This window comes from Clostridium sp. AF15-41 (assembly GCF_003604095.1).
Lineage (GTDB): Bacteria > Bacillota > Clostridia > Lachnospirales > Lachnospiraceae > Coprococcus.
On record NZ_QTMQ01000010.1, the window covers coordinates 36,854 to 52,235 of the forward strand.

Annotated in this window: 11 protein-coding genes; all 11 read right to left on the reverse strand. The window is 43.0% G+C overall.

The features are described 5' to 3' along the window. Positions 1-254: 254 nt before the first annotated feature. Positions 255-794 carry a DUF4342 domain-containing protein gene (locus DWW43_RS08290; RefSeq protein WP_008401765.1) on the reverse strand — a complete coding sequence of 180 codons (540 nt, stop codon included), beginning with the start codon at positions 792-794 and terminating at the stop codon, positions 255-257. Positions 795-905: 111 nt separating this feature from the next. After that, positions 906-1,709, reverse strand: coding sequence for a hypothetical protein (locus DWW43_RS08295; protein ID WP_119963278.1), 804 nt, complete (start codon positions 1,707-1,709; stop codon positions 906-908). 75 nt (positions 1,710-1,784) lie between these two features. Continuing rightward, on the reverse strand, positions 1,785-4,112 hold the full coding sequence (locus tag DWW43_RS08300; protein WP_119963279.1) for a fibronectin type III domain-containing protein: 2,328 nt from the start codon (positions 4,110-4,112) through the stop codon (positions 1,785-1,787). Positions 4,113-4,566: 454 nt separating this feature from the next. After that, positions 4,567-6,372, reverse strand: coding sequence for an aspartate--tRNA ligase (gene aspS / locus DWW43_RS08305; protein WP_119963280.1), 1,806 nt, complete (start codon positions 6,370-6,372; stop codon positions 4,567-4,569). A gap of 23 nt (positions 6,373-6,395) precedes the next feature. Continuing rightward, positions 6,396-7,646: a histidine--tRNA ligase gene (gene hisS, locus DWW43_RS08310; protein WP_119963281.1), complete on the reverse strand. Its 1,251-nt coding sequence runs from the start codon at positions 7,644-7,646 to the stop codon at positions 6,396-6,398. A gap of 41 nt (positions 7,647-7,687) precedes the next feature. After that, positions 7,688-8,308: an HD domain-containing phosphohydrolase gene (locus DWW43_RS08315; RefSeq protein WP_008401760.1), complete on the reverse strand. Its 621-nt coding sequence runs from the start codon at positions 8,306-8,308 to the stop codon at positions 7,688-7,690. Continuing rightward, the gene (gene hemZ, locus DWW43_RS08320) at positions 8,305-9,798 is read right to left on the reverse strand and encodes a coproporphyrinogen dehydrogenase HemZ (protein WP_119963282.1); all 1,494 of its coding nucleotides are present in this window, start codon (positions 9,796-9,798) and stop codon (positions 8,305-8,307) included. The genes DWW43_RS08315 and hemZ overlap by 4 nt, the downstream gene beginning before the upstream one ends. A 24-nt stretch (positions 9,799-9,822) precedes the next feature. Further along, a complete protein-coding gene (locus DWW43_RS08325) occupies positions 9,823-10,455 on the reverse strand; it encodes an MBL fold metallo-hydrolase (protein WP_008401758.1) in 633 nt (210 codons plus the stop codon). Positions 10,456-10,464: 9 nt separating this feature from the next. Then, complete coding sequence (locus DWW43_RS08330) at positions 10,465-12,729, reverse strand: bifunctional (p)ppGpp synthetase/guanosine-3',5'-bis(diphosphate) 3'-pyrophosphohydrolase (protein ID WP_243104441.1); 2,265 nt, start codon at positions 12,727-12,729, stop codon at positions 10,465-10,467. A 137-nt stretch (positions 12,730-12,866) separates the two neighbouring features. After that, a complete protein-coding gene (locus DWW43_RS08335) occupies positions 12,867-13,391 on the reverse strand; it encodes an adenine phosphoribosyltransferase (protein WP_008401756.1) in 525 nt (174 codons plus the stop codon). A gap of 91 nt (positions 13,392-13,482) precedes the next feature. After that, positions 13,483-15,360 (reverse strand): single-stranded-DNA-specific exonuclease RecJ, encoded by a 1,878-nt coding sequence (gene recJ, locus DWW43_RS08340; protein ID WP_119963283.1) that lies wholly within the window; start codon positions 15,358-15,360, stop codon positions 13,483-13,485. Positions 15,361-15,382: the final 22 nt, after the last annotated feature.

Consider the following 15,382-nt stretch of genomic DNA (forward strand, 5'->3'; position numbering starts at 1 on the left):
TCTACTCCTTGTTGTGACAATTTATTTTAAGGGAGTATCTTGAGTACCTATGTCCATATTCTGATATACTATTATTCCGCAAGACGCTCTCGCTCTGTTGCTCATGTAGCGGTTCTAACCGCTCCACTCCGTGGATCGCTAAGTACCGACATTCGCAAAGGCTTGCTGCATAATAGTATATCAGAACATGGACAATGTATTTTCGTTTCATGTCCCTTAAAATAAATCTGTGTATTGTAAATTAATCTCTCACATTAGTTCTTGTTAATGTCTGTCTTAATAGTTTCTACCGTATCCGCAACCTTGTCACAAGCACTGTTCAGATCTACATTGATATTGTCGATTCCTGCAAAATGGTATCTGCATTCACAGAATAAACCGACCACTAATAACGGGATCGTGATCCAGAATGCGAAGATAATCGCAAGTATCAATACCAGAACAGGTACATTCACCATAGTGCTGCCACGTCTTTCTATGATGAACTTGGAATCAACGCTTTTCTTCAAAAGTCTTCCACACCAGGAAAAGAACTGATCCATCATCTGACCAAAGGTCTTTTTATTGCAGTCTCTAGTATATTCCTGCTGTGCCTGTTCGAATTCTGTTGATGTCTGCTGTGCCTGTTCCGTCGTGTAATCGGTTACTTCCGGTGCTTTTACCTTACCCTTCTTTTCCAGATAAATGATCGCATCCAGCACATCATAATTATTTGCTTCTAATGCCTCCTTGGCTTCCTCATAGCTGACACCTGTTTTTTCTCTTAACTTTTCTACTTTTTCTAAATTATCCATATCTTTTTCCTTCTTTCTCTATTCTCTCCTCAGCTGATGGTATTACTATACCAACCACGAATTAATCTAAAATAGGAGAAAGATTAAAATCAGATTAAAAATCTGACCATTTTATTTTAAAGCTGCTTTTTCGATGGAATAACTGTCAATCAGCTCATCCTCTGCCGTATAGATAGATACGCTTGCGGTTAACTCTTTTATACTTGCCGGATCTGTTACATCACACAGAAGCTTTCCATATGTATGCCCAAGAGCCTCTGTCATATAGGATGGTTCTTCGTCCGTTCCATTTACAAGGATAGTGTCAAATGTTGCCTGAATTAATTCATCTGTCTTATTATAGATTTCAAATGCCAGGCAAGTCTCTGCATCTTCACCCTCTCCGTCAGTCTCTATACCTGTATATGCAATGGTAATCTTATCATTATCAAACACCTGAACTGCACCATCCTTTAATGTAAAGCTCTGATCACCCGAAGCTTCTGCCTTACCAGATAAAGGAACATCCTTAACCTCATAATGTCCAACTGTTTCTCCCGCATCGTTATCAATAAAAAGTATACCATTCAATACGGAAACTGCTTTATCACACTCAATCATACACACATCTTCTTCTGTTGCATTTGCTTCCAGTTCAGGACCAAACAATGGCTGTATCGTCTCTCCGTTAATTGCTACATCCCCAAAATAAATATTAACAGGATCACCCGTCTTATTGGAAACAGTAAACGTCATACCATCAGCTTCCTTGTCATATCCTGTATATGTAAGAGTCACTTTGTCATTATCTAGCACAATGACAGTTACATTCTCCTCTTCTGTTGATGATTCTGTCTTTTGTTCCTTTTTTCCACAACCACACAGACTTGCAAATACACACAAGCCAGCTGCCAGAATATAATGTCTTCTTTTCATAATAATTCATCCTCCACATTTCTATCAAAACCGGGGTACACCACTTCTATCTGATGCGCCCCGATTTTTCACATATTATTTTTTTATTTTGGCCTTAGTATAACTGCTCCATGCAGAATATGTCTTTTTCGAACCTGACTTCTGATAAGAACGTATTCTGACATAATATGTCTTTCCCTTTTTCAATTTCTTAATTACTGCTTTATCGGAAGATTTAACTATATTTGTCATCTTTGTCCCTTTTGCAAAAGTCTTGCCGGTAGAATACTGAATTTGATAACCGGAAATCTTCTTCTGCTTTTTCCACGTTACTGAAAGCTTTCTTCCCTTCTGGTTCGCAATCTTTAACTTAGTTGGTGCAGTCAGACGAAGGATCTTCTTTTCTTTACTAACCGCCTTTGCCGTCTGTCCGTTCACAGATTTATAAGATTCTATTCTATAACTATAAACTGTGCCATGCTTTGACTTCACTGTTGAATCTGTATAAGTATTCTTCGAAGCGCCCTTTACTATCTTAATCTTTTTCCATGACTTGGACCCTAAGTTTTTACGGTAGACAACATAACCGGTAGCATCCGAAACCTTCTTCCATGTAAGCTTGACACCTGTTGCTTTGTTTTCCACCTTGGAAATAGTTGTCTTATTTACCGTGATTATTGCAGGTACATCACCCGGCTCCGTCTTACCGCTGTCGCCCGGTTTTGTCTCACTTCCGTCGCCCGGCTTTGTCTCGCTTCCGTCGCCCGGCTTTGTCTCGCTTCCGTCGCCCGGCTTTGTCTCACTTCCGTCGCCCGGCTTTGTCTCGCTTCCATCTCCCGGCTTCGTTTCGCTTCCGTCGCCCGGTTTTGTCTCGCTTCCGTCGCCCGGCTTTGTCTCACTTCCGTCATCTTTCTTTGCTTCTGTTATCGTAAATGTAGCAGTTTCCTTACAAGATGGATTATACTTTGGATAAATGCAGATCTTCACAATACCCGGTTTAAGCATATTAACGGTTCCACTTTCATCTGTCAGATTACTGACTGTTGCAATACTTGTATCTGAAGATTCCCATACCATCTCGCTATTCTGATTGGTCGAATCAGATTCAGATGAATAGGTCTGATTTCTTAACAGGAACTTGAGCTTCGTACCTGTATCATATCTAGACTCATAATTGGTATAATAATAACCATTATCTGCAGATCCATACCAGTAAACGGCAAAAGACTTAACAACATATTCCGTATGCGACTGACCACATTTTGAACATGTTAATACCACTGATGCATCTGATGCATTTGTAGCACTCACCTGATAGCTATGCCCTAACACAACATTTTTTACTGTATAGTCTGACAGATCATTTATGTTGATCTGATAGAACTGCAATATTTCATTTTTCCATGTATACCAGACCAACTTATCTCCCGCAAGAACAGGAACGCAGTCTGACAGATCACCGGCCAGACTATAGATAGCTCCGACCTGATTTCCGTTTCCATCGATCTTCGTGTAATATACGGAAGAACCTCTATGCCATAACAGCATATAACTGTTTGTTCCAATTTTCACAAACTGCGGTGTATCAGTCGTACCCTGACCCGCTGTATAATTCGTTATCTTGTTTACTTTCACCGCATCTGTACTCTTAGATACAACACCTACAAATATATCCTGACCTGCTGAATATTTGGCGGTACTGTCAATATCAACGCTTCCTGCCGTCAGATATGCAGTATCTGATATCTCAAATCCGCCAACCGTCGCTCCTGTATAATTATCTCCTGATTTTCCCTCAAATGCCATAATATCTGTTGCCTTGCAGGTAGAAAAAACATCGGTGAATCCATTGGAAGTAACTACAGACGGATACCTTACCAGAACGATAGATCTCGGATGTGCATCTCCATGATCAACCGCAACGATCTTACCATTCTCCATCTGAATAAACTGATTAAATGAATGACTGACATAACCAAAACTTACATTCATAACTTTTGTATATGAATCTGTGACCTTCATCGCAGATGTATCTACCTGAATCGTTACATTCGCCTGATGGTTATAACCATCTTTCTTTGACTTATACATTTCATGAGATGTACGGATCATCAGATAATCCCCATAAGCCGCCATTCTTGCAGAGCCGGCATCAAATGGGACTGTCGTATTTTCTCCATACAGTCCACAGGAAGCTACCCGGTTCCAGTCCTTTGTATATTTTGTGATACGATACACTTCTACACTATCCGACTCGTTCTTATTGGTCTGACCGGAAAGAATATAATAATTCCCATTCATCTCATAAAATCCACCAAATAAAGGAAGTTCCTGCGGAACAATCTTCCGTCCGGTGATCGTAAAAGACGAATCAAAATATTCAACGACATAACCGTTGGCATCAGCCCCAGCCTGTACCCGCATATAAGTTCCATTCTCATATGTAAGATATGATCGGATCGGCTTTGCCCACTGACTATACTCATAGTTTTGATCTTCGATATTATCTCCTGTATAAGTTGTACAAGCAACCTCTGCCGCCTGTACCTGCTGTCCTCCACCAGGCGGTCTGTTATTCCACCGGAAAGAATTCCTGCTGCCACTGTAAATCCGGTCACTACAGCAATGATGCTTTTCTTTAACCCCTGTACACCTTTTGTCATATGCCTCTCTCCTTTATAAAACTAATTACATCCTGCTCCATTTTCTCTCAATCTATCATAGCATCCGCAATGTGCCTTATTGCACATTGTGTTTCCCTAAAAAACAAAACCGCACCCCATATATCCTATACAACCGCCAAAGCCCGATGTAAACACGAACCTTGGTTCATTGCTTATACACAATAAGAATATACAGTGTGCAGTCTTGTTATTTTTTATTCTTCCGTCTTCTGTTCGTCTAACACTGTAATGTCAATACCCAGCTCTTTGAGCTGAGCCTCATCTACATAATCCGGAGCATTTGTCATCAGGCAGGATGCATCCTTTACCTTAGGGAACGCGATCACATCACGGATAGAATCCTGCTTTGCCATAAGCATAACCAGACGATCCAGACCATAAGCCAGTCCTGCGTGAGGTGGTACTCCATATTTGAATGCGTCTAACAGGAAACCAAATCTTTCATACGCCTGTTCCTTTGTAAATCCAAGACATTCAAACATCTTCTCCTGAATATCATCCTGATGGATTCTGACAGATCCACCACCAATCTCGTTACCATTTAATACAATATCATAAGCCTTTGCACGAACCTTACCCGGATCTGTATCAATGATCGCCAGATCCTCTTCCATCGGCATAGTAAATGGATGGTGCATAGCTGTGAAACGGTTCTGTTCATCTGACCACTCAAGAAGTGGGAATTCCGTTATCCACACAAATTCAAATACATTCTTATCAAGCAGTCCCATCTGTTCTGCGAGATGGCAACGAAGTGCTCCAAGAGTGTCCCATACAACCTTGTTCTTATCTGCTGCAAATAACAATAAGTCTCCCGGTTCACCGGAAAGTGCTGCTACGATATTGTTCATCTCATCTTCAGTCATGAACTTTGCAAATGACGACTTGTAAGTGCCATCTTCATTAATTGCGATATATGCAAGACCCTTTGCTCCGTATGTCTTTGCAAATTCAACCAGAGCATCGATCTTCTTACGAGGCATAGCGCCCTGTCCCTTTGCATTGATACCACGGACAGATCCGCCATTTTCAAGTGCACCTGTAAATACGCCGAATCCACAGCCTTTAACAACATCGCTGATATCCTTTAATTCCATACCAAAACGAAGATCCGGCTTATCAGATCCGAAACGATTCATTGCTTCGATCCATGTCATACGACGGATTGGAAGCTGTACATCTACATCCAAAATCTCCTTGAATAACTTTGCAAGGAGTCTTTCATTTACATCTATAACATCATCCACATCTACGAAGGATAATTCCATATCCATCTGTGTGAATTCCGGCTGTCTGTCTGCACGAAGATCCTCATCACGGAAGCATCTTGCGATCTGGAAATAACGATCATAACCGGAACACATCAGAAGCTGCTTGTAGATCTGCGGAGACTGTGGCAGTGCATAGAATGTACCCGGATGGATACGGCTTGGTACGAGATAATCTCTTGCACCCTCCGGTGTTGACTTACATAACATAGGTGTCTCGATCTCAAGGAAGCCTTCATTTGCCATGAACTGTCTGGCAATGGTCATAACCTTGCTCTTCATAACCAGATTTCTCTGAAGATCCGGTCTTCTCAGATCCAGATATCTGTATTTCAAACGTAATTCTTCTTTTGTCTTACTGTTCTCCTCAATCGGGAACGGAGGTGTCTCAGCCTCTGATAAGATACGAAGGGAAGTTGCTACAACCTCGATATCTCCGGTTGTCAGATTCTCATTTACCGCACCGGCACGCTTACAAACTGTACCTTCGATTGCTGCTACATACTCGCTCTTAAGCTTTGTTGCCTTCTCAAAGCACTCGCTTCCGCATTTGGATTCCTCAAATATGATCTGAAGAATACCGCTTCTGTCTCTGAGATCGACAAATATAATTCCACCTTTATTTCTGCTCTTCTGAACCCAGCCCATTACGGTTACTTTCTGTCCTTCAAGAGCGTTTGAAACCTCTGCACATCTGTGGGAACGCTTCAGTCCCTGCATTGATTCTGCCATTTTTCTATATCCTCCTGTGGTTCTTATCTTTCTTCTAATACACTTGCAAGCTGATCCAGCGCGATCTCGGTCTGCTCGCCCGTTTCCATATTCTTGATACGACCGGTATTGGTCTCTAATTCATTATCACCAATAATGATCGTGTATCTCGCATTTAATTTATTTGCATATTTCATCTGCGCCTTTACACTTCGATTCATATAATCTGTCTCTACGATATAACCTGCCAGACGAAGATCATATACCAGCTTATAAGCTTTTGCCTTTGCGGAATCACCCATGATACCGACATATAAGTCGATCGGTTTTTCCGGTGCGAGATTGATATTTTCTTTCTCAAGGAAATATAGGATTCTTTCAATTCCCATACCGAATCCAACAGATGGCTGTGCCTCTTTTCCATCAATCTCATATACCAGATTATCGTATCTTCCTCCACCGCATAAGGTGAAGCCCTCTTTATTCACAAATTCAAATACTGTTTTTGTATAGTAATCCAGACCACGAACGATTCCGGTGTCAACCTCAAACGGAATCTCAAGCTCTGTCAGAAGTCTCTGAAGCTCCTTAAAATGAGCATCGCATTCTTCACACAGATAATCAATCGTTCTTGGGGCATCCTTTACGATCGCCTTACAGCCCGGCTCCTTACAGTCAATAACACGAAGCGGATTTTTAACCATACGTTCCTTACAGGTATTGCAGAGTCCCTCTTCATGCCCTTTCAAATAGGAGATCAGTGCATCATTGTACACCTTCTTACATTTTGGACATCCGATACTGTTGATATGCAGCTTCGCATCTGACAGACCGATCTGCCTGATGAGAGTTGATACCAGTGTCATAACCTCAACTTCTGCCATTGGATTTGGAGATCCGACAAACTCAACCCCGAACTGGTGATGCTGACGAAGTCGTCCGCTTTCCGGCTTCTCATAACGGAATGCCGGTGTGATATAGAACATCTTGACCGGCTGTGGTTCTGCATATAATTTATTCTCAACATAAGCACGGATCGCACCTGCCGTACCTTCCGGCTTCAATGTGATACTTCTTCCACCCTTATCAACAAAGGTGTACATTTCTTTCTGTACTACATCGGTCGTCTCTCCAACACCACGCTGGAACAACACCGTATGCTCAAATACCGGTGTGATCACTTCCTTTATATTGAATTTCTCACACAGATTTCTTGCCATTGCTTCTACCTGTGTACGTGTTCTCATCTTGTCACCGAACCAGTCACTGGTTCCTCTTGGTGCCTGAGTTATCATATTCCATCCTCCATCTATTGTTCATATTTTTATACTATACATCAACTGATCTGTGATTTATAGCTTCCTTTTAAAATTGACTGAACCTCATCTAAAATATCGGTTGTATTTATAATTCTCTGAAATGCGAGAAATACATTCATGTCAAAATGCCGCACTTCATCGATCACCATCAATAATGCAGTCTTTGGTTCAAATGCTTTCCGGTATGCACGATCACTTATGAGCGCGACAAACACATCACATACACGAATGATCCTTGCTCCGATCGGGATCTCATCTCCCTGAAGGCAGAACGGATAACCGGAGCCATCGTAGTTCTCATGATGATACAGGATAATATCCGCAATATCATCTCCGTAGCCTTCTTTTTTTACGATATCCGCTCCAAGCTTCGCATGGAGTCTCACATAACGCATTTCCTCAATCTTCATGGAATTGCCACGACCATAGATATATGGTGTAATACGAAGCTTTCCGATATCATGGATCATTCCGGCAACCGCAATCTTATGGATCTCATCTTCTGACAGCCCCAGTTCTCTGGCAAGCTCCGACGACAACCGGCTGACACACATTCCATGACGGATGGCATCATTCAGATCCTGTTCATAGTATTCAATTTCTTTATCTATGTCTAAGTTTATAACTTTATCTGTCATTTTGCAAACGCCTGCTTTTTTCTGTCAATCATTTCATCAATTCTCGCGATATAATCGTCTACACTCTTACAATTTTCCACACGATCGATTCGGGTTCCTGTAATCATCTCTCCAGTAACCGGATCCGAATCACCTTCCCTGCGGATCAGCTTACTGGAGCTTCCCGCACCGATTCCTATAATGTCTGTCCGTTCCTCCATGATCAGGATATTATAGAGACATTCCAGTCCATGTCTTGCATATCCGACATTTTCCAGATTGCCGGCCATATTCTTCTGTCTGTACAGATAATATGGTGCAAGACCCAGTTCCTCTGCTGCCTGACCGACCAGTGATAACTGCTCGTCCACATCACCTGCAAAGCTGTATTTGTCCATCTCCTGTTTCAGATGTGCTGCCCGTTTGATCGCAAGGGTGTGAACCGTAAGGCTCTCCGGTGCAAGCTTCTTCACTTTTTCCAGCGTCCGCTTCACCATCTCTGCATCTTCACCCGGAAGACCTACGATCAGATCCATATTGATATTATCAAAGCCTGCTTCTCTGGCTCTCTTAAATGCTTCTTCTGCCTGCTCCGGTGTATGTGCTCTTCCGATCAGCTTCAGTGTCTCTCCGTTCATCGTCTGCGGATTGATACTGATACGACCTACGCCATGAGCTTTCATCACCTGCAGCTTATCTGCCGTCGTACTGTCCGGGCGTCCTGCTTCGATCGTATATTCCCGAACCTGCGACAGGTCAAAATGCTTCTCGATCATGTTGCACAGACGGTCCATCTGCTCCGCACTGATCGAAGACGGCGTACCGCCACCGATATAAATGGATACCAGTTTCTTCTCTGTATAACTTGCTGCGACATACTCCATTTCCTTTTCCATTGTATCCAGATAAGCATCGACCTTATCCTTATAAACACCGATCGGATAAGAGGTAAAGGAGCAGTACAGACATCTCGTCGGGCAAAATGGTATGCCGATATACAGGCAGTATTCATTCCGCTCGTCGATCGTCTCAATGATCGCTTTCTCACGTCTGGCAATCTTCACACAGGCATCTGCCTTTTCCAGGCTTGCCACATAAGTCTCCTGATACAGCTTCCGTATCTCCTCATCTGTACATCCACGTTCTACCGCTTCCATTGCAATCTTCACCGGACGTACTCCGGTCAGACTTCCCCATGGAAGAACCCTTCCGGTTCTTTCTGACAGCATCCGGTACATGGCACGCTTCAGAATATTACGGAATACCTTTCTGTCATGATAGTCCTGATCGATCACGATATCCGGTTCCACATCCAGACCGCCGTCCTTCATCCAGATTTTTGTCTGATCTTCTGCAAATTCTGCCACAAGTGTTGCAGTAATATCCGCACCAAGTTCAGGCTTCTTCTCTATATTTTCCGGGGTAATAATCTTCACACCCATATAAAACGCCATGAGAATTACTCTCAGGTCATTATTATAATCTTCTACATTCTGAATCAGACAAATCATGCCAATCTAGTTCCTTATCGTTATTTATGAAAAAAATGGATTGAACTTCTTTTCTCTGCCAATCCTTGAAGTTCCGTTGTGTCCCGGATACACGGCTGTTTCCTCCGGCAGTACAAGTAGCTTCGTCTCGATCGCCTCTAACAGATCCTGTTCATTTCCGGTTGGAAAATCCGATCTGCCAACCGATGAGGCAAATAATGTATCTCCGGTAAACAGCAGATGTCCTTCTGCAAAATAATAACACATTCCACCTACCGTATGTCCCGGCACACTGATACATCGTACTACAGTTCCAAGAACTGCAACCTCCTGTCCATCCTGCAGATAAATATCTGCTGACGTCTCAAGTGGATGACCAAACATTGCAGACAGATTTCCTGTCCTGCTCTCAAGTACCTGCTTCTCGTCCTCGGAAGCATATGCTTTTACTCCTGTCAGCTTTCTCAGATCATCCAGCGCCCCGATATGATCATAATGTCCGTGTGTCAGGAAAATGCCAACACAGGTAAGTCCCGCATCTGTCAGACTCTTATAAATAAAATCTGCATTATCCGCCGGATCAACCACGATTGCTTCCTTTGTTTCTTGATTACTTACGATATAACAGTTGGTTCCCAAATCACCCAACTGATATAATTTCACTTCTAATTCTGCCATTCGGATCTCCTATCCCACTGTTCTCTCTATATCAATAATACTGTCAACATTTCGAATCTTTGCAATGATCGCGTTCAACTGATCGACCGATTTGATCGAGAAGCTGATCGTGATTGTCGCCTTACCTTGCTTACTTGTCCGGCTGTTGATACTGTTAACACTGATATTAGCCTCACTTAAGATCTTCGTGATATCAAAAAGGATTCCGCTTCTGTCATCTGCATAGATATTAATCTCTGTCAGGTAAGTATTATCTGCAACCGCATCCTGCTGCCATTCTGCATCAATGATCCTGTTTCTGTCTTCCTCACTCATGCAGAGCACATTTACACAATCTGTACGATGGATCGAGATACCTCGTCCTCTGGTAATAAATCCGATGATCTCATCACCCGGTACCGGCGAACAACACTTGGAGAAACGAACTGCTACATCATCTGCACCCTTTACGATGATTCCTCCCTGCCCGTGGGACGAATGAGGTGTCCGCTTTAATGCATATGCTTCCAGAATCTCCTTATCATCCGGCTGTTCCGTATGATCCTTGTTATATTCTTCGATCAGTTTATTGACAACCTGACCTTCTTTGATTCCACCATGACCGACTGCCGCCATCGTAGCTTCCCAATCGGCAAAATTATATTTCTTATAAACACGTTCCTGATATTCCGGCTTGGAATACAGGGAATAATCAAGCCCCTTTGATTTACAATATGCAAGGATCAATTCCTTACCGCGGCTGATATTCTCATCCTTAAACTGATGCTTGAACCACTGATTGATCTTCGTCTTTGCCTGTGCACTCTTTACGATATTCAACCAGTCTCTTGACGGTCCTGCCGAATTCTGGGATGTTATGATCTCTACCCGGTCACCATTATTTAACTTGGTATCGATCGGAACCTGCCGTCCGTTAATCCGCGCACCCACCATCTTATTACCGACTGCCGTATGAATAGCATAAGCAAAATCAATCGGCGTAGATCCGCTTGGCAGATTCTTGACATCACCTGCAGGCGTAAAACAGTATACCTGTTCCGCGAACAGATCCAGGTCTGTCTTAACGAAATTCATGAACTCCTTATTATCCGAAGTGTCTCTCTGCCACTCCAGGATCTGACGAAGCCATGACAACTTTTCCTCTTCCTTCTGCATAACCGTACCGGTTATGTTCTCTTTATATTTCCAATGTGCAGCAATACCATATTCAGCCGTCCGGTGCATCTCAAATGTACGGATCTGTATCTCGAATGGTTGTCCTTCCGGTCCGATCAACGTCGTATGAAGGGATTGATACATATTTGACTTTGGCATTGCGATATAATCTTTAAAACGTCCCGGAATCGGCTTATACATCTCATGGATGATTCCAAGTGCTGAATAGCAGTCCCTGACAGTCTCTACCTTAATTCGAACTGCGAAGATATCATAGATCTGATCCAGCGTCTTGTTCTGGTTCTTCATCTTCTTATATATACTGAACAGATGCTTTACACGACCGTCTATCTCCGCATCCAGATGCGCATTATCGATATGCTTCTTTACATCTGCAACGATACGTTTGATATAGGCTTCCCGTTCATGCATTCTCGCATCGATCTGTGCTGTCAGATCCTTATATACCTCCGGCATCAGATACTTCATAGACAGGTCATCCAGTTCTACCTTGATCTTGCTGATACCAAGACGATGTGCGATCGGTGCATAGATATCCATTGTTTCACGCGCTTTTTCCACCTGTTTTGCAGGTGACTGATACTGTAACGTTCTTAAGTTATGCAGTCTGTCTGCCAGCTTGATCAGGATAACGCGGATATCCTTTGCCATAGATAAGAACATCTTTCTCAGATTCTCTGCCTGTACCTCGATCTTATCCGTTGTCATCTTTAACTGGGTCAGTTTGGTAACACCTTCCACCAGAAACGCTACTTCTTCTGAGAACTCTGCCGCGATCTCCTCCGAGGTCATAACCGTATCTTCTACTACATCGTGAAGGATTCCTGCAACGATCGTTTCCTTATCCAGCTCCAGTTCTGCAAGAATAATAGCAACACAGAGTGGATGCATGATATATGGCTCCCCGGACTTCCGAAGCTGTCCTTCATGCGCCTTGGATGCCACCTTATACGCCTTCTCAATCATCGAAATATCTGTGGATGGATGATAGGTCAGAATCTTCTTGATCAGTTCCTTATACAGATCCTCCGGCGGAGTAAAATCCGCAGGTGTAGACAAATCGATATCTCTTTTTTCCCTCACCGGTTTGTTCTCCATTGCACTCGCCTTTGCCGCAAGCTCTTTTAATTCATCCATGCTTTCTGCTTTATCTTTTACGTTTTCCATGATCTTCACCACTTTTCCCAATTCGAATTTTTCTATTCCGATTTCATCTGTGAATCAGATGATCATTTTTATTTGCCATCATAGCAGATGACAGAAGCCACATCATACTTGGCAAGCTTCTCTCTGCCCTTCAAGCCTGCAAGTTCGATCAAGAATATGATTTTTACCACTTCGCCGCCCAGTTCTTCTACCAGTCTTGCAGCCGCCTCCATGGTTCCGCCGGTTGCGATCAGATCATCTACAAGGACAACCTTCTGTCCCGGCTTGATCGCATCCTTATGCATCTCTATCGTAGCACTTCCGTATTCCAGATCATAGGATGCCTCAATCGTCTCTCTAGGCAACTTGCCCTTTTTTCTTACCAGTGCAAATCCCTTTCCATTCTTATATGCAAGAGGTGTTCCAAAGATAAATCCCCTGGACTCCGCCCCGGCTATTACATCATAATCTACGCCCTCAAGCAGACCATCTAATGAATCTATCGCCAGCTTCAATCCATCCGGATCTCCGATCACACTGGTAATATCTCTGAAAATAATTCCCGGCTCCGGGAAATCCGGTATACTTGTAACATATTCTTCTATCTTTTTCATAATCTTCCTCCTACATATATATGTATATTCTACATTTATTTACATTTTCCTTTTCCGCCATCCACATAATATCAAAAGGCCGGTTAAATCTTTAACCCTCATGCTTTCGATATTCGAGCAAACGAATCTGCAGCGTTCTTCTTCCCGCAAATTCATTGATATCCGGATAATAGGCAATATCTAATACAACATGACCGGGCATTCCTTTTAGTATTTTATCACATTCATTTGCTCCAAACCACTGTTTTATGTTAGAAATAAACACTTCCGGGGCAAAACTTATGCCCTCGATCGTGCCACCGTTTTCCATCAGGAACGTAACCCGTAGAACATTCTGTCTTTTCCCCATGATCCTCGCACTTTTTACATACACACCACTCTGGGCAAATACCGGTTTTTCATTTCCTTTTCCAAATGGTTCCAGAAGCTCCAGTTCTTCCGTCAGTGATATACTTACATAATCAAGCGGCATAGGTACATCGATCCGAAGCTTCGGGGTAAGCAGTTTTTCATCTAATGTACAATTCGTATTCATCTTTTCACGAAGTCTGGCAAGATTCCGCTTCTCCATGGAAAAGCCCGCTGCCATCTCATGTCCGCCGAACTTCGTGAAATAATCACTGCATTTATTGATCTCATCATACATATTATAGCCTTCGATCGAACGACCCGATCCCTTAATGATTCCTTCTTCCTCACCATCCGTAAATAACAGCACCGGCCGATAATACCGTTCCTTGATCCTGCCTGCGATAATCCCGACCAGACTTTCATGAAGCTTCGGAATATACATAACAAGCACTTTATCAGATAATGCCGCAACCCCCGTCTCCGGGACTGCGCCCATCAGAAGGCGATCCGATTTCTCAAGCAGCTCGATCGCGGTCTTCGTTCCCTGCTCTGTCATATCTTTTCTGGCATTATTGATATTCAATAACTCAATCGCCCGTTCATTTGCCTTATAGCTGTCGGTTTCGAGCAGGAACTCCAAACTGGTTTTTGCATCCCCGAGTCTGCCCGCCGCATTGATACACGGTCCAATGATAAATCCCAGATCAAATGCTGACAGCTTCTTTCCATCTCTGCCACTGTTTGTGATCAATGCCTTTAAACCATAATTGCTGCTATCGGACAACCGGCGCAGCGCTTCTCTGACAATGATGCGGTTCTCATCTACCAGATTCATAACATCACAGACAGTTGCAATTCCAAGTATCTCAATAAATGCCTCACATTCCGTCTCCGGTATCCCGCACATCCGGTACAGAAGCTGGATAAATTTATATGCCACCCCAGCGCCGCACAACTCCTTGCACGGATATTCACACCCCGGCTGCTTATGATCGATCACCGCATCCGCTTCCGGTACTTTATAGATCCGGATATTTTTTTCATCTGTATCATATGGAATATCATGATGATCCGTAACGATCACTCGCATACCATATTCTTTCGCTTTTCTCACCGCATCAAATGCCGCAATCCCATTGTCACAGGTAATGATCGTACTAATCTGATCGGCTGCCGCCGCATCTACCATACGGATATTGATTCCATATCCATCGTAGATCCGGTGTGGGATATCATAATCTATCTTATCTCCTGCGGATATACCATTTTCATACTCCCACACACGCTGCAAGCCTTTATATAAGATATAATTTGAACTCACACCATCCACATCATAATCAGAAATGATCCGTATCCTTTTTTTGTTCCGAATCTCCTCAAGCATAAGGTTACAACCCTTTTCCATATTTTTCATCAACCCGGGATCATGCAGACGATCAAGACTTCCATTCAGATAGGTATCGATATCCTCATCCGTTATCACATCCCGGTTTCGGATCACCCTGACTGTTACCGGATCGATATGAAAACGTTCCCCGATTCCGAAAAAATCGGCTCGTTTCCCATATACCGTCCATTCCATATCATATTTTATCGGTGGTTTTATCTCTGTTGCCATATCTGTCTTCTCCTGTCCGTCT

Coding starts and splice junctions, on each gene's coding strand:
- DWW43_RS08290 (WP_008401765.1), bottom strand. CDS start 794: ATGGATAATTTAGAAAAAGTAGAAAAGTTAAGAGAAAAAACAGGTGTC.
- DWW43_RS08295 (WP_119963278.1), bottom strand. CDS start 1,709: ATGAAAAGAAGACATTATATTCTGGCAGCTGGCTTGTGTGTATTTGCA.
- DWW43_RS08300 (WP_119963279.1), bottom strand. CDS start 4,112: ATGCGGGTACAGGCTGGGGCTGATGCCAACGGTTATGTCGTTGAATAT.
- aspS (WP_119963280.1), bottom strand. CDS start 6,372: ATGGCAGAATCAATGCAGGGACTGAAGCGTTCCCACAGATGTGCAGAG.
- hisS (WP_119963281.1), bottom strand. CDS start 7,646: ATGATAACTCAGGCACCAAGAGGAACCAGTGACTGGTTCGGTGACAAG.
- DWW43_RS08315 (WP_008401760.1), bottom strand. CDS start 8,308: ATGACAGATAAAGTTATAAACTTAGACATAGATAAAGAAATTGAATAC.
- hemZ (WP_119963282.1), bottom strand. CDS start 9,798: ATGATTTGTCTGATTCAGAATGTAGAAGATTATAATAATGACCTGAGA.
- DWW43_RS08325 (WP_008401758.1), bottom strand. CDS start 10,455: ATGGCAGAATTAGAAGTGAAATTATATCAGTTGGGTGATTTGGGAACC.
- DWW43_RS08330 (WP_243104441.1), bottom strand. CDS start 12,729: ATGGAGAACAAACCGGTGAGGGAAAAAAGAGATATCGATTTGTCTACA.
- DWW43_RS08335 (WP_008401756.1), bottom strand. CDS start 13,391: ATGAAAAAGATAGAAGAATATGTTACAAGTATACCGGATTTCCCGGAG.
- recJ (WP_119963283.1), bottom strand. CDS start 15,360: ATGGCAACAGAGATAAAACCACCGATAAAATATGATATGGAATGGACG.